Raw genomic sequence first — 17,017 nt, 5'->3', positions numbered from 1 at the left:
CGTGGTTGGGTCTCTCGATTACTCCCGGTAAACATCCAATTAAACGACTGAAATGTCCGTCTTCGAGCGACTGGTCCACTAATAAATGGTTATAAAAAAGACACTTAAACGTGCTTAAATTGTGGATTATCTGAGAAAAAGACTTTTCCATCACCCCGGATACCGGACCACAATGGCAACCGAGGACGCCGATGGAACCGAACCCAAGGCGTTGGAGGGGGACGCGGAGTCGCCTATCGAGAGCGACGCCGATTCAACGCAGGAGGGGTCGAACGCCCGCGTCGGTGAGTACACGTGGGCCGATTTCCTCGACGAGTTCGGTGACGATGGCGATGTCGAAGCTCTCTACGGATTCGACCCTCGCACCCGTGCCGACGTTCCGGGAAGTTCTCGCTGGGAAGACGGCGAAGAGCGAGACATCCCGACTCCTGACCGCGACGATTGGACCGAAGTCAGTCTCGACCCCGAGACGTACCTCGACTTCCACCCGGTCGAGGTCAGCGAATTCGTCGGCAAGCGAGGTGCACACGCGAAAGATATCCACGAGCAGTTCGAGGCGTTCTGCGACCCCGAGACCACACCCGTCGTCAAAGACGAGTGGATGTGGGAACACTACAAGCGCGAGTATTACTACGAGGACGACGGTTCTCGCCCGCGCGACGCCGAGGGGAACATCGAGCGCTTCGACAGCGAAGCCGCCCTTGGATTCGACCCGTCGGTCATCGAGAACGCACTGGCACGCGGCGGAAAGCGAGCGAGCGAACTCGACGAGGTCGTGGACGAACGGACCGTCGACGTCAAGCAGGATTTCGACGAGGACGAGTTCTTCACCAGCGTGGACGGCACCACCACGTTCGCGAACCGATACGACCTCGAAAAGTCCGTCCCGATGGAGAAGAAGACGCACTTCAGAGAGGTCGAACGCTACTGGGTGAACAAACCGTACTCGTTCGTCATCATCTTCCACTCCATCAAGGAAAACGAGAAGAAGTACTACGTCGTCGAACCCTACCTCAACCGCATCGAAGACGACTTGACGGAGTTCCTCACCGGAAAGCTTCGGACTGCAATCAAATACGGCGACGAGGGGCTCGTCAGTGGCGAAGGCGGCGAAGACAACCGCGGACGAGTTATCGAAGCCCAGACGTACGAGTTGCTGTCGCGGTACGACCTCTACGACGCGCCGGCGACCGAGCGTGCCGCTGCAACCGACGGCGTGAACGACGGTGCAGAGAGCCTCGCTGAGCGACTCGGGTTGGGTGGGCTCTTCGGCGGGAGCAAGACGGCCGACCCCGTCGAAGAAGGTGCAACGCCCCCGAAGGATGCAGACGCATCGCAGGAAGACGAAAGTGAAAGCGACCCTGTGACGGAAGCCGACGACACGCCCGCCAGTACATCGTCGAGCAAAGACTCCGGCTCACCACTTCTCGGTGGTGTCGCAAACCGCCTCGGCCTCGGCGGACTGTTCGGGGGTCGTCCCGAACACCGGAGTGATGAAGAACCACTCGGGGGAATCGAGGGTATCGCCGCACGCCCCGAACCGGCGGTCCTCGCCGACGACACCGCAGAACTCAACGACTACCAGGTCAAGAAGCTCCAGTACTACCTTCGGCGCGACTTCATCGGCTACGAGCGAATCGACGGCATCAAACACGACATCAACGTCGAAGACATCTCGTGTGACGGCTACAACTCGCCGGTGTTCGTCTACCACTCCGACTACGAGCAGATTATTTCGAACGTCTACCACGGCGAGACCGAACTCGACGACTTCGTCGTCAAACTCGCCCAGCGCTCCGGGAAGGGCATCTCGAAGCGACGCCCGCAGGTCGACGCGACGCTCCCGGACGGGTCACGCGCGCAGTTGACCCTCGGACGCGAGGTGTCCGACCACGGGACGAACTACACCATCCGGCAGTTCAAGGACGTGCCGTTTACGCCAATCGACCTCATCAACTGGTCGACCTTCTCGCTCGAAGAGATGGCGTTCCTCTGGCTCTGTATCGAGAACGACAAGAGCCTCATCTTCGCCGGGGGCACTGCGTCCGGGAAGACCACGTCGCTCAACGCGGTGTCGCTTTTCATCCCGTCGAACACGAAAATCGTCTCTATCGAGGACACCCGCGAGGTCGAACTCCCGCAGCGAAACTGGATTGCGTCGGTCACGCGCCCCTCGTTCGCTGACGACGACAAAGGCGACGTCGACGAGTTCGACCTACTCGAAGCGGCGCTCCGTCAACGCCCCGACTACATCGTCATGGGCGAGATTCGCGGTGAGGAAGGGCGGACGCTCTTTCAGGTCATGTCCACGGGACACACCACCTACACGACGTTCCACGCGGACTCCGTCGGCGAGGTGCTCAAGCGCTTTACGACCGCGCCCATCAACGTCTCGAAGACGATGTTCACGGCCCTCGACCTCGTGTCGATTCAGACGTCGACGCGGGTCGGCGGCAACAAGGTCCGCCGGAACAAGTCGCTCACCGAAATCAACCACTACGACCCCGAGAACGACGAAATCAACGTTCAGGACATCTATCAGTGGCAAGCGGAGGCTGACGAGTTCCTCCAGATGGGGTCGTCGAACACGCTCGAAGAAATCAAGTTCGACCGCGGGTGGAACCAAGAGACGCTCGACTTGGAGATGTTCAAGCGACAGGTCGTCCTCGCGTACCTCATCGACCGCGGTCTCAACACGTACACGCAGGTCGCCGCGACGTTCCAGGCGTTCATCAACGACCAGGATACCATCCTCGGCCTGATGGCGACCGACGACCTCGAACGCAGTCTCGAAGACCTCCGCGAGATGGAGTCGGTTCACATCAACATTGACCCCGAAAGCGAGGAGATGGTTCCGCGGCCCGACCCACCAGAACACGTTCGAAAGCTCGCCAAGGAGATTCTCAAACGGGCCGAAGAGGAACTCTTCCCCGACTACCGCGGGCGCGACGTGGGCGACGTCGCAGAAGCGCTCTCACACATGCGGAGCGAACCCGACATCGAGGCGGAACCGGGCGACCGAGCCGAAGTCGACACGCTCGATGACCGTCTCGACGCGCCGGCGCTCGACGAGGGCACCGACCGAAACGAACTCGAAAGTGGCGACGAGACGCCCGCGCTCGACGAAGACGACGGGCCGTCCTCTCTCGAAGGCGAGTCGGAGACGCCGGCGCTCGAAGCCGGGGCTGACGGCGACGACGAGGACAGAGATAGCCCGGCCGACAGCAGTGTCCCGGCCGACAGCGATGGCCCGGACGACTTCTTCGACGCGCTCACGAGCGACGAGTTGGAAGACGCTGCTGACGAAGCCGGAATCGACATCCCGGACGGTGCACACTTCCCGGACCTCGACACCGACGATGTCGACCTTGAGGACTTCTTGGGTGCGTTCGACGTGAATCAGCCACCTGCGAGTAGTGGTGGGTCGCAGGCGGCCGGAGACAATGCGGACACGCCTGTCGATGCCGATGGTGGGGAGACAGTCTCCGACGCGAGCGAGTCGGACTCGTCACCGGATACCGATAATGTAGACGACGCCAACGACACCAACGACGCCCCCGGCGAATCCGCTGGCAACGAGCGCGACGACGTGTTCGGCGAGTTCGAATTCGCGGAGACCAGCCCTTCGTCGGATGACTCAGAAGAAGCGTCTGAATCGGAGTCCGAGTCAGACGACGAACCCAGGGAAGGTGAGTAGATGAGCAGTCTCGACGCAAACTCTTCGTCAGGGCTCGACCGGGACACCGACACGCTCGGCGACGCGTTCTATCCGCTTTTCAAGATTCTGTTCGACGAGGATGGAGAGTTCGTCGCCGACGTCGAAGAGAAACTCAAACAGGCCCGAATGCCCGACACCGTCGAGCTGTATCTCTCACGCGCACTCGCAGTCGGCGTCCTCGTCGGCCTGTTTTTGTGGCTCGTCGGGATGCTCGTCGGCTACGGTATCTTCGCCTTGGGCATCCTCTCCGCGTCGGAACTGAGCCTCGGCATTCCCGTTGCGAGCGAATCGACCGCGAACCTGCTCCGCTCGCTCGCGATGCCTGCCGCAGTCGTCATCTCGGGTCTCGTCTTCGGCACCCTCGGATTCGCGATGGGCTTCGGGACGCTCGTTGCGATTCCGTATTCGACGGCGTCCGCGCGGAAACGCGAGATAAACATGCTGCTCTCGGACGCCATCTCGTTCATGTACGCCCTCTCGGTCGGTGGACTCAACCAACTCGAAATTCTGGAGGCGATGGCCAAGGCGGACGACACCTACGGGGAAGTCGCCCGCGAGTTCCAGAGTATCGTCCAAGAGACGGAGTACTTCGGCACCGACTACCGAAACGCGATTCGCCAGCAGGCACTCATCACGCCCTCACACGAACTCTCGCAGTTCCTGACGGACATGCTCTCTATCGTCAACTCCGGCGGTGACATGGAAGGGTTCCTCGACGACAAGAAAGACAAGCACCTGCGGACGGCGAAACAGCAGCAAGAGCAGACGCTGGATACGATGGAACTGTTCGGAGAGATGTACATGACGCTCTCTCTGTTCCCGCTGCTTCTCATCATCATCCTCGTCATCATGAGCATGCTCGGGAAGGCACAGCAGGAACTCCTCTATGCGACCGTGTACGGTCTCATTCCACTCACCGGCGTCGGGTTCCTCGTGCTCGTCTCGACGGTCAAGCAGGACGAAATCGGCGACGGCTACCTCTCACCAGGGGATGGGAGCGACCGCCTCGAAGGGTCACAGCGGGAGGGGCTCGTTCACATGGGGCTCGTCGAAACGTACATCGGCGAGTTCAGCATCTTCTCGCGCATCAAGAACCGCGAGGGGACGTTCAAGACGAAGCAGTTGCTGCGGCGACCGCACATCTTCTTCAAGCAAAACCCGCTTTTCACGCTCGTACTCACGGTCCCCACCGCGGCAGTCATCGTCACCGTCGCGGCCCTCGGCGGGTCTGCGCCGACTTCGTGGGACGGAATGGTCAACCGACCCGTCTGGGGGACGTTCATCTGGTTCTACGTCCCGGTGTACCTTGTCGCGACTCCGTTGGCCATCTTCCACGGCTGGAACGTTCACTCGCGGACGGCCATCACCGGAAAGCTCTCGGACAACCTTCGGAAGCTTTCGAGCGCGAACGACACGGGACAGACCCTCCTCGAATCGATCAAGACCGTCTCCGATACGTCGTCCGGAAAACTCGCCGACGAGTTCGACGTGATGCACGCGAAGGTTCACTACGGGATGAGCCTCAAAGAGGCGCTCGTCGAGTTCAACAACAAGTACCACATCCCGCGACTCGCCCGGACGGTGAAGCTCATCACCAAGGCACAGGAGGCGTCGAGTCAGATTACGGAGGTGCTGACCACCGCTGCACAGACCTCCGAGAACCAAGACGACATCGAGCGCGAGCGCATCGCCCGGACGCGCATGCAGGTCGCCATCATCCTCATGACCTACGTGACGCTCTTGGCCGTGATGGCGATTCTGAAGACGCAGTTCCTCGACGTGATGTCCGGACTCACCTCGCAGGCGTCGGGAAGTAGCGGTGGCGTCAGTGGTGGTCCGAGCTTCGGCGGCGCTATCGACTCCGACCTGCTCTCACTGCTGTTCTTCCACGGCGTCACGTTGCAGGCAGTGCTCTCTGGGTTCATCAGCGGGTACATCCGCAACGCCGACCTGCTGGCAGGTGTCAAGTTCGTCGTCATCCTCCAGACGCTCGCGTTGGCCGTGTGGACGGTGGTCGGCTGATGGACCGTCGTGACCGTTCTTCGGGACGCGAGCGACGTCGAAGCCGCGCGCAAACGACCATCGACTACGCTATCGGCGTCGGTATCTTTCTCCTCGCTGTCGCGTGGGCAAGCATACGCCTTGGAAGCGTTCGTCGCCGCGACGGTCCTCCTCGCGAGTGTCACGTTCGCCTTACAGGTGACTGCGGTCACGCCACTGACCGCCAGTACGTCGAGCCAGCACATCGAAAATCAGCAAGCCGCTGTCGTGCAGGGGCTCCTCGATGCCGCGGCCGAGAACGGAACGCTCGAACGGACCGTGCTTCTCTACAACGGGAGTAGCGAGACGTTCTACGGCGTGGGCGAAGAAGACCGGTTCGTCACTGGTGGCCCACCAACCGCATTCGGAACGATGCTCAACGAGACGTTCCTCGACCGCGGAATCGCATTTAACGTTCACATCCACTACTTCGAGGGGAGCAAGAGCCGACGGTCGAAGACGCTCGTGTACATGGGTTCTCCGAGTGACCACGCGGTCTCCGGAACGTCGCTCGTCACGCTCTCCGACAGCGACGAGCTTCACGAACCAATCGACGGGGCAGCGATTCCGACGGGGACGAACCTCAGCGCGGTCGAGAGCGACCCGAATACGTCGTTCTACGTGGGCGACCGGAACTCCGGACCACTCTGGGCTCCGGTGGAGGTGGAGGTGGTCGTATGGCGGATGTAACCCCACGAGAAACGTTCGCCGCCGACGACCGTGGACAGTTGTTCCTCGTCACGGCACTCACCATCGCCGTCTTACTCGTCGGTCTGGCACTGACGCTCAACACCGCAATCTACACCGAGAACGTCGCGACGCGAACGACCGACACGCAACTCGACGATGCAACCTCGTTCCAGCAAGCGCTCTTTTCGGGCGGTGGCGAGGTGCTGGACAGCGCCAATCGAGCAGGCGGAGGCGAATCGACAATCGAGTCGCAGTTCCAGTCGTCGATTACGAACTGGAGCGTCGAAACAGCCTCGTTGAGTGCCGTCTACGGTCGCTCAGTCGATGTCACTTACACGGGGACGATGACCGGAGGAGCACGCATCCATCAGGACGATTCGACCCGTACCTTCACGAACGAGACCGCTGGCGACACGTGGGTCGCGGTCACCGACGAGGAAGTCAGGAACGTCCGGTTCAACGTCTCTCGAACCTCGCTCGCCGGAAACGCAGGCGATGCGTTCCACTTCGTCATCGACGACGACGGAGTCCTCGGCGACGCCGTCGTCGTCTCGTTTCACGACGACGGGACGAACGTGGTCGTCACCGTCGAGAACGACACCGGTGTCGTCGGAACCTGTGCGGTCGAGCCGAAGGGTACCGACGAGTCACTCATCGTCGACGTGACCGGCGGCACTGTCGGTCCAAAGCGGTGTCTCCCGTTGGATACGATTCACGAGACGTTCGACGGCAACGTCCACGTCGTGTTCGAGAACGGCGACGAAGCGACTGGCACGTACGAGTTCTACACGACGACGAAGAACACGGGCGTCTCGTCGCTCGTCACTGGTCCCCACTACGCTGGGACTGGCAGTGGGTCGTGGCCCGTCGCGGAAGAAGCGCTCTACGACGCAAACGTGACGTACGTCTTCAGTACCGACGAGACGACCGTCGAGAAGACGATTCGGCTCGCGCCGGGTGAGATAGCATGACGACGCGCGGCGTCTCGACCACGCTGGGGTTCGTGCTCACACTCACCATTACGGCGATTCTCGTCTCCGGGTTGATGGTCGCCGCCGGCGGGTTCGTCTCCGGCGAGCGCGAACGCATCACGGAAGCCGAACTGGAAGTCATCGGACAGCGACTCGCTGCAAACCTCGAAGCGACGGACCGAGTGGTCGCGGGGTCCGACGACCAGACCACGGTGCGCATATCGAGTCGGCTCGAACTCCCGCCACGAGTCGCGGGAACGACGTATCGCGTCACTGTCGAGCCCGATGCGAGCGGGGAGAGTGAACTCGTCCTCGAATCGTCCGACCCAGAAATAACCGTCCGAGTCCCGTTCGTGAATCGAACGCGACTCGCCGGTAGCTCGGTCGATGGTGGCGACGTCGTCGTCGACTACGACGGGACGCAACTGGAGGTCACCGATGAGTAGCCACCGCGCCGTAAGCGACACGCTGGGCTTTATCTTCGTGTTCTCGCTCGTCCTCTCGACGGTCGCCGTCGTCAGCGCCGTCGGCATGGGCGGGTTGCAGGATACGCGAGACGTCGAACGAATCAACAACGCAGAGCGAGCGTTCGACATCCTCGACGACAACATGGACGACATCTCGCGGCGAGGCGCACCGAGCCGAGCGACCGAAATCAAACTGGCAGACGCGAGACTCGCGTTCGGCGACCCAGTGTCGATTTCGGTTCGCTGGGAAGGAAACGGGAAAAACGGGACGAACATGACGACGACGCAGCCAATCGTCTATACCGCAGACGACTCTGACGAACGACTCATCTACTCGTACGGGGGTGTCTTCAGGGGCACCGACGATTCGATGACGTTCGTCCAAGAGCCCTCGTTCACGCTGCGCTCCGATTCCGTGCTCGTCTCTACCTTCGAGGTCAGACAGGCGACCGACTCGGTGAGCTCAGTCGGTGGGTCAGGGACGTTCCTGGTCCGTGCCAGTCGGTCGAAGTCGAGGTTGACGACCGCTCGAACTGACGGGCCGTACACCGTGACGATTAACGTCTCGTCACCACGCGCGTCGATTTGGAAATCCGAACTAGAATCGTACGACGACGTCGATAGCTGTTCGCTGGTCAATAGCTCGTTCACCACGTGTCAACTGACCGGCGTCGACGACGTGCGCGTCGTCAAGACCGGAGTAGACGTCTCGTTCGTCGACTGACGCTCGCGAAAAGAGCTCCCGATATCAGGAGACGTCAACTTCGACGCGATTTTCGGTGACGTGCAGGAACGTGATGAAGCGCCCGCCTTCTGCTTGGTCGTACACGAGCGAACCACTCGATGCTCCCTCGTCGATGCGCTCACTGCCACCTGGACCGTCGGTCACGGTGAGTTCGAACCGCGGCGAGATGAGTGACAGATAGTGGTTGGTAAGGTGATTCAACGTCTGTTTGTCACCCGCAGTGTACGTCGTCGGTCCGTCGCTCGGGTGCTGGTCGAACGTCACTGACGACGGGGTGCTCGAACTCTTGATTTCCGGGCCGAAGTACCACTTGTTGTCGCTCCCGGTCATCGTGATGTCGCCGTACTCAAGGTCGATGTTCGGGCTCGTGAGGTCGATGTTGAGCGTCCCGGGGTCCGTGCTGCAATCGACGCTTACGTCGGGGTTCGTCGTGGGGTCGATATTGGATTTCTGCCACCCCTGATACGTGCCCGATTGGTTGCTGTAGTAGATGCTGATGTCGATTTCCCCGTTGAAGCCGCCGTTGTTCTTGCACTTGCCGTCCGAGTAGATGTGGAACTCGATGTCCTCGTCGGGACCGTCGTGGTACATCGACCAGTGCATGTTCTGGAAGTGCGGTTTCGCGGTCAGATTAAGCGTGTACTCGCTGACGTTGTGGTCGCCCGCCATCCCGCGGACGTTGATGGAGTTTCCTTCGTTCGGCATCTGGAAGTCGCCGACGAGGCCGAGCGTCTCCAACTCGACGCTGACCGACTCGTTCGTGTGGTCTATCGACATGTTTCCCTCGGTTCTATCGTCGAAGAACTGTGCCCATCCCTTGTAATGCGGGCTGACGACGGTCACTTCGACGGTTCCGTTTCGAACTGGGTTCGAGTACGTCCCCGAGGTGTTCGCGTAACTCACGCTCGAATTCGGATAGACGGGGTCTGCTTGCTTGCGTTCAGTTATGTCTGCGACCGCGTTACGCCCCGACCCACCGGACCCTGTCAGCTGAATGAGTGGGAACGTCAGCGTCGCACCACGGTAATGGAACTCCGGCGGTGAGACCATCGACGTTCCATTGTCCTCTGTCCGCCAGACGCCACCGCCCTCGTACGCGATTGTCACGTCACCTTCGCGATACTCGATGCTCCCGAGCGTCTCGTTGTATATCTCTTGTTCGGACCCGAAGTCGTCGTAGTCTTTGTGCGTGACGATTAACCGCGTCGTATCGTCACGGACGACGTACTGGCCGTCGTTCGACCCACCGAGTTCGACAGATTGCGAGCGCGAATCACCGAGCGCCGTAATCGCCATCTTCGAGTCGAACAGGGTCATCGAGTGTTCTGCGCGGGCCGTATTCGACGCTTGTTTCGTCTCGTCGAGTGCTGTCGCACCGAGCGTAACGACGGCTGTCGTGCCCAGCACGGTGATGCCGAGGAGGATGACGACAGCGAGCGGGGATGTTTGTCCCGACCGGTCGCGCACGACGCGGTAGAGCCACGGGACGCGGGGCCGACTCATTGCACCTCAGTAGGAAACGACGGGTCAAAACCTCACGGGGTTCCTGACAGTCTGTGAAGGAGAATTTTGACGAAGTAGTGATAGTACTCGTCTCCCGGATTATCGGTGGTCAACAGCCGCGCAAACGCGTGGGTTGCGGGCGCGGTGTCTGGTGTATACAGAGAGATTGTCGATAGCATCGACAGAAGTTGATGGATTCGCCGGGAGTCACGTGAGCAGAGTGAGACGGCATCGCCGTCTCACAAGCCATGCGGGCGACTTATAGGTCGCCCGCAGACGCAGCGAACGTGACGTCGGCGAGTCCACGAACGACTGAAGGGAGTGAAACGACCGAAAGGAAGTGAGTGGACTCGCCGGGACTGAGCAAACCGTCGGTTTGCGAAGGTCGTGAACGGAGTTCACGGGATTTGAACCCGGAGAAAGACGTGCTCGCTCACTTCGTTCGCTGTGCGCGACTTTCAGGGCTTCAAATCCACGCGTCCGCAAAGCGGACGCTCGGCTCGTCAATTTCTTCACTTTGTTCAGAAATGGACTCGCCGGGATTTGAACCCGGGGCCTCTCCCATGCCAAGGGAGTGATCTACCCCTGATCTACGAGCCCGCTAACGCATCTTCTCATTTCCCGGTCGAATAAATAAGGGCTTCGAATCGTCGGACGGCTGCGAGACACTGGCGTAGTCGCAACCGAACCACCGAACCACAGACACACGCCGCTGCGGCGTGTGTTTCGGGAGAACCGGACTGGGCAATGCCCAGTCGGAGCGAGTGAGACTACGGCGACCACTCGTCTCTCGCTCAAAATGGACTCGCCGGGAGTCCCGCGAGCGGACGCGAGTGGGACGTCGGCGAGTCCACGAACGACTGGAGGGAGTGAAACGACCGAAAGGAAGTGAGTGGACTCGCCGGGATTTGAACCCGGGGCCTCTCCCATGCCAAGGGAGTGATCTACCCCTGATCTACGAGCCCGCACTCCCTCGTAGCCGCCACCTGTTTAGAAGCCCTTCGATTCGGTCGCGCAGCGAGTCGAAACCGTTTAAGTCTCGGCACGAGGAGTGGCGCATGGGAATCCAGCACGGCCGTAAATCTGACTCGCCCGATTTGGGCTTGGGATTGCGGTAGTGCCCCAGCAGTCGCGAGTGCGACTGCGGGGTACTCGTTTCTGCGGTCAGTGCGGTTCCAACCCGCAACAATGGCACGAATGCACACCCGCCGACGCGGCTCGTCCGGTTCGGACAAGCCCGTGGCAGACGAAGCACCGGAGTGGAGTGACGTCGACGCAGCAGACATCGAAGCACGCGTCGTCGAACTTGCCGAACAGGGGAAGGACCCGAGCCAGATTGGTCTCGCCCTTCGTGACGAAGGCGTCAAGGGCGTCCCGATTCCGGACGTCAAACTCGCCACCGGCAAGAAAGTAACCACCATCCTCGAGGAGAACGACGCCGACCCCGAACTCCCCGAGGACCTCAAGAACCTGATGGAGCGCGCCGTCCGTCTCCGTGACCACATGGAGACCAACCGTCAGGACAAGTCCAACCGTCGCGCACTCCAGAACACGGAGTCCAAGATTCGCCGTCTGGTCGACTACTACCGCGGCAACAAGCTCGACGAGGACTTCACGTACAACTACGACGTCGCCGTCGAACTCCTCGAGAAGTAACTAGATGTCCATGAGTCCCGCCGAACAGACGCCTGCTGCCGACGCTGCCGCAGCACTCCGCGAGGCGACGTTCGTTCGCCTCCGGACCCATGCCAGCGGTGCTGCCGTCGCCGCCGCGGGCGTCCTCGGGCGGGCACTCAGGACACTCGACGTCCCCTTCCGTATCCGGGCGACCGACACCCCCGAACCGACCGCAAACGACGACGTTGCGGTTGCAGTGGGGCTGTCGGCACCCAATCGTGACTTCGAACTCGACCCGCGAGACGCCGTCGCCGTCACTCGCGAACTCGGCGTCGACCCCGACCCGGTGGTCGCGCTGGCTGGCTTCCACGCCGCCGGTGTGTCCCCGGAGGACGATTCCGAGCTCGCAGACGCGGCGGCCGACGCGGGCATCGAGTCGCGCCCCGGCGTGGCCGTCCCGACGGGCGACCTCGCAAACGGGCTCGCGCACTCGACGCTGGTTCACGCACCATTCTCGGCCGACCGAGAGGCAGCACAGGCGATGCTCGCCGAACTGTCGCTTCCGGCCGAACTCGACGCGGACGCCCACCGCCGGGTCGCTTCCCTCGTCGCTCTCGAAGCGACGGATGGCGAGGCGACACCGCGCGCGACGACCGCCGTCGAGCGCATCCTACAGCCGCGTGCAACTCCAGACGGGCCATTCGAAACTGTCGGCGGCTTCGCCGACGTGCTCGATGCGACCGTCAAGGAAGCACCGGGTGTCGCCGTCGCACTCGCACTCGGACACGACGTGCACGACGCGGCGCTGGATGCGTGGCGTGACCACGCGCAAGCGACCCACGCGGCGCTCCGCGAGACATCCACAGGGCGCTACGAGAGCCTCTACGTGCTCTCGTGTGACCTATCGTCTCCGGGGCGACTCGCAACCGTCGCACGCCTCGCCCGCGACTTCCGGTCACCGGAACCCACCGTGCTTGCGGTCGGAACCGGTGCTGCGGCGCTCGTCTCGACCAGTCCAGCCGGACTGGCCGACGAACTCGCTGCGGCAGCGACCGAACTGGGCGATGCGTCCGCGACAGGGTCGAAGCAGGAAGCAACGATGACAGTCGACCCTTCGGTCGACCCCGCGGATGTCGTCGCGGCCGTCAGGGAGGTGCGCCGATGACCCGGCGTGCGACCCTGCGGACCAGCCACGACGACCCCGCGGTCATCGCCGCGGCGCTCGACCCCGATAACACGGATTCGATGCACACGACAGTCGAAGGGGACGAACTCGTCACGACAATCGAACGCGACTCGACCGGCGGACTCCAGTCCACGGTCGACGATTACGTCGTCAACGTAACGGTCGCAGAGACCGTTATCGACGCTACACGAACGCACACAGACACTAACCATGAGTGAACGATCAGTCTCCAAGCAGAAGCGCGGAAAGCGATGGTACACCGTCATCGCTCCCGAGAATTTCGACCGTAAGGAACTCGGCGAGACGATGGCCGACGAACCCGAGAAGGTCTACGGACGCACCGTCGAAGTCACCCTCGGCGAACTCAACAACGACCAGGGTGCGAACAACGTCAAGCTCACCTTCCAGGTGAGCGATGTCGGCAGCGACGCTGCCTACACCGAGTTCACGCAGCAGGAACTCACCCGAGACTACCTCCGTAGTCTCGTCCGCCGTGGTGCCTCGAAAATCGAGGCCAACGTCACGGCCCTGACGAAGGACGACTACCGCGTGCAGGTCCAGCCTGTCGCCTTCACCACGAAGAAGGCAGACCGCAGTCAGGAACACGAGATTCGTCGCATCATGACGAAGCTCACGCGCGAGGCCATCACCGAGCGCACCTTCGACGACCTCATCGACGGCGTCACCGGTGGCCGTCTCTCGTCCGCCATCTACGGCGAGGCGAAGCAGATTTACCCGCTGCGCCGCGTCGAGGTCAAGAAGACCTCCCTCGAAGCCCACCCCGAAGAGGTCGAGGCCGAGGAGGAAGCCGCTGTCAGCGTCGACGAAGAAGACATCGCCGTCGACGAAGAGTAAGCAGCGCGACTCAATTTCGACTTTTTCAGGACGCTCGTCGTCAGAGAGCGGCGCGACCGGGGAAAATCAGGCAGAACGTTCGAGTGGTTACTCTTCGACGACGACAGTCCCAACCATCCCGGCTTGTTCGTGCGGGATACAGAGATACTCGTACTCGCCGGGGACGTCGAAGGTGTAGGCGTACTCGTCGCCGCTGTCGATGAGGCCGCCGAGCGAGTTCGAGTACGCCGTGCGCGCCGTCTCCTCGTCCTCGAAGCCACCGCTGGCGAAGAAATCGGCTCCGTCGGGGAGGACGGACTCGTAGGCAGTGACCGTGTGGCCGCGCGAACTCGTGTTTCGCCACACGACTTCGTCGCCGACTTCGATGGTCACCGTCGGCGGGTCGAACGCGACAGCGGTCATTCCGACGTCGAAGTCGCCGTCAGACGCCAGCGACGTCGCGCACCCGGCGAGGCTGGTCGTCGTTGCCGCGCCGACCGCAGCGAGAAACCCGCGTCGCGTCCGCAACCCGGTCGAAGACCCTTCGTCTGGCATGGCCGAGTCTCGGGACGCGACGGATAAATGTCGCATGGTTCGGCTCGCGAACGACGCGGCGAAGAAAGCAAACTCGGGCGGGGCCGCGAGAGGAACGTAAAAGGGAAAGGCCCGGTCCGCAATCGCAACGGTATGAAACCCCGATTCGTCGGCCGGTTGGGTGCTGCCGACGTAGTTACCGCCGGCAACGCGGCGCTCGGGTTCGTCGCGGCGGTGTTGACCGCCGTGGACGTCCGTCTCGCCGCCAAGGCCATCCTCTTGGCCGCGATGGCCGACGGTCTCGATGGGGTCGTCGCCCGACGATATGGGGGAACTGACGCGGGTCCGTACCTCGACTCGCTCGCCGACGTGGCCTCCTTCGGCGTCGCTCCGGCATTGCTCGTCGTCTCCGTCGTGCGCGAGATGTGGGGGTTCGACCGCCTCCGTGTCGTCGCCGGAGTCGCCATCGCCGCGCTGTTCGTCGCGGCCGCGGTGATTCGGCTGGCGCTCTACACAGCCTACGACAGCGACAGTGACGAGACAGTAGGCGTACCGACGACGCTCGCGGCGACCATCCTCTCTGCCGGTGTGCTCGTCGGCTTCGTCGACCCGATGTTGCTCGTCGCGCTCTCGGCAATCATGGCGGCGCTCATGCTCTCCGATGTGGTGTACCCCGACCTGCACGCACAAGACGCCCTCGTGATGGGTATCGTGCAGGGGCTCGCAATCGTTCTCACTGGACGGCTGGGAGAAGGGTTCGCGTTCGGGTTGTTGTTCTTGGCGCTCGGCTATCTGTTCTTGGGACCGCGGTTTTACTGGGGCTGAAGCGGGTCGCGTTCGCCCTGATTACATTCCCATGCTGGCTGCGTCCTCGGGAACTGGGAGGTCGTGTGGTGAGACGCCGAGGAGTTCTGCGGCGTGGTCGAGCGCCATATCGAATCCGTAGTAGCGTTCTAATTCGTCGCCATCGACGGTCGGCCGCACTTTGAGCATGGCGTAGCCGTCGATGTTTTGTGCGATTGCGGCGGTTCGCCCGTCGCGGTCGAATTCGAGGACGCGTTCGGAGTCGGTGACGTAGTACCGCGCGGAGATGCCGTTTGCCGTAGCCTCCTGTTCGCTCATAGTCGCCGCTAGGAAGCGGGTGGTGTCTAAAGTACCGATTCTCTCGGAGGCGACGTACACCGAAGCCCGACGAGCCGCGTGGTGTGGAACGAAAGTGACGTGTGTCTCTTCTTCGTGGAGTGGATATGTGGTTTCAGAGCGGCCGCCGCCGTGACCTCTGTGCGATTCTCTACGACGCGGGGGAACTCAGAGGCCAGAAGCTCAAGACGCGGTTGGAGCGCTACTACGACGTCCGAATCGACCCGCAATCGTTCTACGGGACGCTCCAGGCGCTCGTCGATGCCGGGCATCTCGAACGGCGGACCGAGGGGATATACGACGTGTACGGACTCACCGACGCGGGAGCGAGTCGCGTCGAATCGTACTACGCGTGGCTCACCGAGCGCGTAGAAAGCCGTGAAGATTCGACGGCCGACCCGGGTGAGCGAATCGCCGACTGACGACGACTACTTTTGGAGCCAGTCGCCGATGGTGTTGCGGAGGATTTCGCTCGTGCCCTCGTAGATTTCGTTCAGTTTGGCGTCGCGGTAGTAGCGCTCTGCCGCGAAGTCCTTCGTGTAGCCGTAGCCGCCGTGAATCTGGATGCCCTCGTTCGCGACTTCACGGCTAATCTCGCTGGCGTAGAGCTTCGCCTGCGCGGCCTCCTTGATGAACGTCTCGTCGCGCATCTTCAGGTCGGCCGCCTTGTGCATGAGGAGCTTCGCCGCCTGCACTTTCGTGTCCATGTCGGCGAGCTTGTGCTTGATTGCCTGGAAGTCGCCAATCGGCTGGTCGAACTGCTCGCGCTCGCCGGCGTACTTCACGGCGTCGTCGAGCGCGGCGCGCGCGATACCGATAGAACGGGCTGCGATGGTGATGCGCCCGCCGTTGAGCGTCTTCAGCGCGTGGACGAAGCCGTCGCCCTCGTCGCCGAGGAGTCGGTCTTCGGGGATGCGCATGTCGTCGAATCTGAGTTCGGCGGTCGGACAGCCTTTGTCGCCGAGTTTGTGCTCGGTGCCTTCGACGACGAAGCCGTCGTCTTCCTCGGGTCGGACGACGAACGAGGAGATGCCTTTGTTGCCCGCGTCGGGGTCGGTCTTGGCGAACAGGATGACGGTGTCGGCGACGGAACCGTTCGAAATCCAGAGCTTCCCGCCGTTGACGACGTACTCGTCGCCGTCTTTCTCAGCCGTCGTCTCCATCGCGGGCACGTCGCTGCCCGCACCCGGTTCGGAGAGTGCGAACGCGCCGATGTCGGTGCCCTCGTTGACGGGGGTCAGGTACTCCTGCTTCTGTGCTTCGTTACCGAACTCGTAGAGCATGTTGCCCGCGAGGCTCGTGTGCGCGGCGACGATGGTTCCGAGGCCGCCGGAGCCGCGGGAAATCTCTTCGAGACCGATGGCGTAGGAGTGGTAGTCGAGGCCCGCACCACCGTACTCTTCCGGGAACGGCATTCCCATCAGGCCGAGTTCGCCCATCTCCTTGACGAGGTCCGCGGGGAACTCGTCTGTCTCGTCGATTTCCGCCGCACGAGGCTTGACCTCCTCGTCGACGAACTCTGAGACCATATCTTTGATTTGCTTCTGCTCGGCAGTGAGCGCAAAGTCCATG

At 62.0% G+C, this 17,017-nt stretch carries 16 protein-coding genes, 2 tRNA genes and 1 pseudogene; 13 read left to right on the top strand and 6 right to left on the bottom strand.

Annotation, left to right across the window (positions count from 1 at the left end):
• Positions 1 to 172: 172 nt before the first annotated feature.
• The 7 genes and pseudogenes from KU306_RS10545 to KU306_RS10520 all read left to right on the top strand — a co-directional run bounded on the left by KU306_RS10545 (position 173) and on the right by KU306_RS10520 (position 8,610).
• Positions 173 to 3,697 (top strand): ATPase, T2SS/T4P/T4SS family, encoded by a 3,525-nt coding sequence (locus KU306_RS10545; RefSeq protein WP_258301907.1) that lies wholly within the window; start codon positions 173 to 175, stop codon positions 3,695 to 3,697.
• Positions 3,698 to 5,740 carry a type II secretion system F family protein gene (locus tag KU306_RS10540; protein ID WP_007539484.1) on the top strand — a complete coding sequence of 681 codons (2,043 nt, stop codon included), beginning with the start codon at positions 3,698 to 3,700 and terminating at the stop codon, positions 5,738 to 5,740. It begins immediately after the preceding gene.
• Positions 5,740 to 5,817 (top strand): annotated as a pseudogene (locus tag KU306_RS19060) (DUF7287 family protein); the annotation flags it as partial. The gene KU306_RS10540 and the pseudogene KU306_RS19060, both read left to right, overlap by 1 nt.
• Before the next feature lie 19 nt (positions 5,818 to 5,836).
• Positions 5,837 to 6,448 (top strand): DUF7288 family protein, encoded by a 612-nt coding sequence (locus tag KU306_RS10535; RefSeq protein WP_258303393.1) that lies wholly within the window; start codon positions 5,837 to 5,839, stop codon positions 6,446 to 6,448.
• The gene (locus KU306_RS10530) at positions 6,436 to 7,419 is read left to right on the top strand and encodes a DUF7261 family protein (RefSeq protein WP_258301906.1); all 984 of its coding nucleotides are present in this window, start codon (positions 6,436 to 6,438) and stop codon (positions 7,417 to 7,419) included. Before KU306_RS10535 ends, KU306_RS10530 begins: the two co-directional genes overlap by 13 nt.
• Positions 7,416 to 7,865, top strand: a complete 450-nt coding sequence (locus KU306_RS10525) for a DUF7266 family protein (RefSeq protein ID WP_007539467.1) — start codon at positions 7,416 to 7,418, stop codon at positions 7,863 to 7,865. The genes KU306_RS10530 and KU306_RS10525 overlap by 4 nt, the downstream gene beginning before the upstream one ends.
• Positions 7,858 to 8,610, top strand: a complete 753-nt coding sequence (locus tag KU306_RS10520; protein ID WP_258301905.1) for a DUF7289 family protein — start codon at positions 7,858 to 7,860, stop codon at positions 8,608 to 8,610. Before KU306_RS10525 ends, KU306_RS10520 begins: the two co-directional genes overlap by 8 nt.
• A gap of 24 nt (positions 8,611 to 8,634) precedes the next feature.
• Here the strand turns inward: KU306_RS10520 and KU306_RS10515 are convergent, their stop codons facing one another.
• The 3 genes from KU306_RS10515 to KU306_RS10505 all read right to left on the bottom strand — a co-directional run bounded on the left by KU306_RS10515 (position 8,635) and on the right by KU306_RS10505 (position 11,099).
• Entirely contained in the window at positions 8,635 to 10,134 is a 1,500-nt protein-coding gene (locus KU306_RS10515; RefSeq protein WP_258301904.1) for a DUF7289 family protein, read from the bottom strand.
• Between the two features lie 528 nt (positions 10,135 to 10,662).
• Positions 10,663 to 10,734: transfer RNA gene (locus KU306_RS10510), tRNA-Ala, on the bottom strand.
• 293 nt (positions 10,735 to 11,027) lie between these two features.
• Positions 11,028 to 11,099, bottom strand: a tRNA-Ala gene (locus tag KU306_RS10505).
• A gap of 223 nt (positions 11,100 to 11,322) precedes the next feature.
• Here KU306_RS10505 and KU306_RS10500 point away from each other — a divergent pair.
• From KU306_RS10500 to KU306_RS10485, 4 genes are read left to right on the top strand one after another with little or no spacing between them, the layout of a single operon-like run.
• Positions 11,323 to 11,790: a 30S ribosomal protein S15 gene (locus KU306_RS10500; RefSeq protein WP_007539461.1), complete on the top strand. Its 468-nt coding sequence runs from the start codon at positions 11,323 to 11,325 to the stop codon at positions 11,788 to 11,790.
• Positions 11,791 to 11,794: 4 nt separating this feature from the next.
• A complete protein-coding gene (locus KU306_RS10495) occupies positions 11,795 to 12,916 on the top strand; it encodes an exonuclease (protein ID WP_258301903.1) in 1,122 nt (373 codons plus the stop codon).
• Complete coding sequence (locus KU306_RS10490; RefSeq protein ID WP_007539457.1) at positions 12,913 to 13,155, top strand: KEOPS complex subunit Pcc1; 243 nt, start codon at positions 12,913 to 12,915, stop codon at positions 13,153 to 13,155. Before KU306_RS10495 ends, KU306_RS10490 begins: the two co-directional genes overlap by 4 nt.
• Complete coding sequence (locus KU306_RS10485; protein ID WP_007539455.1) at positions 13,148 to 13,792, top strand: 30S ribosomal protein S3ae; 645 nt, start codon at positions 13,148 to 13,150, stop codon at positions 13,790 to 13,792. The genes KU306_RS10490 and KU306_RS10485 overlap by 8 nt, the downstream gene beginning before the upstream one ends.
• Positions 13,793 to 13,879: 87 nt before the next feature.
• Here the strand turns inward: KU306_RS10485 and KU306_RS10480 are convergent, their stop codons facing one another.
• The gene (locus tag KU306_RS10480) at positions 13,880 to 14,326 is read right to left on the bottom strand and encodes a cupredoxin domain-containing protein (RefSeq protein ID WP_258301902.1); all 447 of its coding nucleotides are present in this window, start codon (positions 14,324 to 14,326) and stop codon (positions 13,880 to 13,882) included.
• 132 nt (positions 14,327 to 14,458) lie between these two features.
• Here KU306_RS10480 and KU306_RS10475 point away from each other — a divergent pair, with 132 nt between their 5' ends.
• On the top strand, positions 14,459 to 15,130 hold the full coding sequence (locus KU306_RS10475) for a protein sorting system archaetidylserine synthase (RefSeq protein WP_049918557.1): 672 nt from the start codon (positions 14,459 to 14,461) through the stop codon (positions 15,128 to 15,130).
• Between the two features lie 21 nt (positions 15,131 to 15,151).
• Here the strand turns inward: KU306_RS10475 and KU306_RS10470 are convergent, their stop codons facing one another.
• Positions 15,152 to 15,427 carry a DUF7111 family protein gene (locus KU306_RS10470; RefSeq protein WP_007539450.1) on the bottom strand — a complete coding sequence of 92 codons (276 nt, stop codon included), beginning with the start codon at positions 15,425 to 15,427 and terminating at the stop codon, positions 15,152 to 15,154.
• Positions 15,428 to 15,552: 125 nt separating this feature from the next.
• Between KU306_RS10470 and KU306_RS10465 the strand changes: the two genes are divergently transcribed.
• Entirely contained in the window at positions 15,553 to 15,867 is a 315-nt protein-coding gene (locus KU306_RS10465; protein WP_258301901.1) for a DNA-binding protein, read from the top strand.
• Between the two features lie 6 nt (positions 15,868 to 15,873).
• Here KU306_RS10465 and KU306_RS10460 read toward each other — a convergent pair whose 3' ends face one another.
• Entirely contained in the window at positions 15,874 to 17,016 is a 1,143-nt protein-coding gene (locus KU306_RS10460; RefSeq protein WP_007539445.1) for an acyl-CoA dehydrogenase, read from the bottom strand.
• Between the last annotated feature and the right edge of the window lies 1 nt (position 17,017).

This window comes from Haloferax larsenii (assembly GCF_024730625.1).
GTDB classification, from domain to species: Archaea; Halobacteriota; Halobacteria; order Halobacteriales; family Haloferacaceae; genus Haloferax; species Haloferax larsenii.
Note: the sequence above shows the minus strand (reverse complement) of the source record. Positions and strands in the feature narration are given on the sequence as shown.

Excerpts from the sequence above, each read along its gene's own strand:
- KU306_RS10545 (WP_258301907.1), top strand. The coding sequence starts at position 173 with ATGGCAACCGAGGACGCCGATGGAACCGAACCCAAGGCGTTGGAGGGG.
- KU306_RS10540 (WP_007539484.1), top strand. The coding sequence starts at position 3,698 with ATGAGCAGTCTCGACGCAAACTCTTCGTCAGGGCTCGACCGGGACACC.
- KU306_RS10530 (WP_258301906.1), top strand. The coding sequence starts at position 6,436 with ATGGCGGATGTAACCCCACGAGAAACGTTCGCCGCCGACGACCGTGGA.
- KU306_RS10525 (WP_007539467.1), top strand. The coding sequence starts at position 7,416 with ATGACGACGCGCGGCGTCTCGACCACGCTGGGGTTCGTGCTCACACTC.
- KU306_RS10520 (WP_258301905.1), top strand. The coding sequence starts at position 7,858 with ATGAGTAGCCACCGCGCCGTAAGCGACACGCTGGGCTTTATCTTCGTG.
- KU306_RS10515 (WP_258301904.1), bottom strand. The coding sequence starts at position 10,134 with ATGAGTCGGCCCCGCGTCCCGTGGCTCTACCGCGTCGTGCGCGACCGG.
- KU306_RS10500 (WP_007539461.1), top strand. The coding sequence starts at position 11,323 with ATGGCACGAATGCACACCCGCCGACGCGGCTCGTCCGGTTCGGACAAG.
- KU306_RS10495 (WP_258301903.1), top strand. The coding sequence starts at position 11,795 with ATGTCCATGAGTCCCGCCGAACAGACGCCTGCTGCCGACGCTGCCGCA.
- KU306_RS10490 (WP_007539457.1), top strand. The coding sequence starts at position 12,913 with ATGACCCGGCGTGCGACCCTGCGGACCAGCCACGACGACCCCGCGGTC.
- KU306_RS10485 (WP_007539455.1), top strand. The coding sequence starts at position 13,148 with ATGAGTGAACGATCAGTCTCCAAGCAGAAGCGCGGAAAGCGATGGTAC.
- KU306_RS10480 (WP_258301902.1), bottom strand. The coding sequence starts at position 14,326 with ATGCCAGACGAAGGGTCTTCGACCGGGTTGCGGACGCGACGCGGGTTT.
- KU306_RS10475 (WP_049918557.1), top strand. The coding sequence starts at position 14,459 with ATGAAACCCCGATTCGTCGGCCGGTTGGGTGCTGCCGACGTAGTTACC.
- KU306_RS10470 (WP_007539450.1), bottom strand. The coding sequence starts at position 15,427 with ATGAGCGAACAGGAGGCTACGGCAAACGGCATCTCCGCGCGGTACTAC.
- KU306_RS10465 (WP_258301901.1), top strand. The coding sequence starts at position 15,553 with ATGTGGTTTCAGAGCGGCCGCCGCCGTGACCTCTGTGCGATTCTCTAC.
- KU306_RS10460 (WP_007539445.1), bottom strand. The coding sequence starts at position 17,016 with ATGGACTTTGCGCTCACTGCCGAGCAGAAGCAAATCAAAGATATGGTC.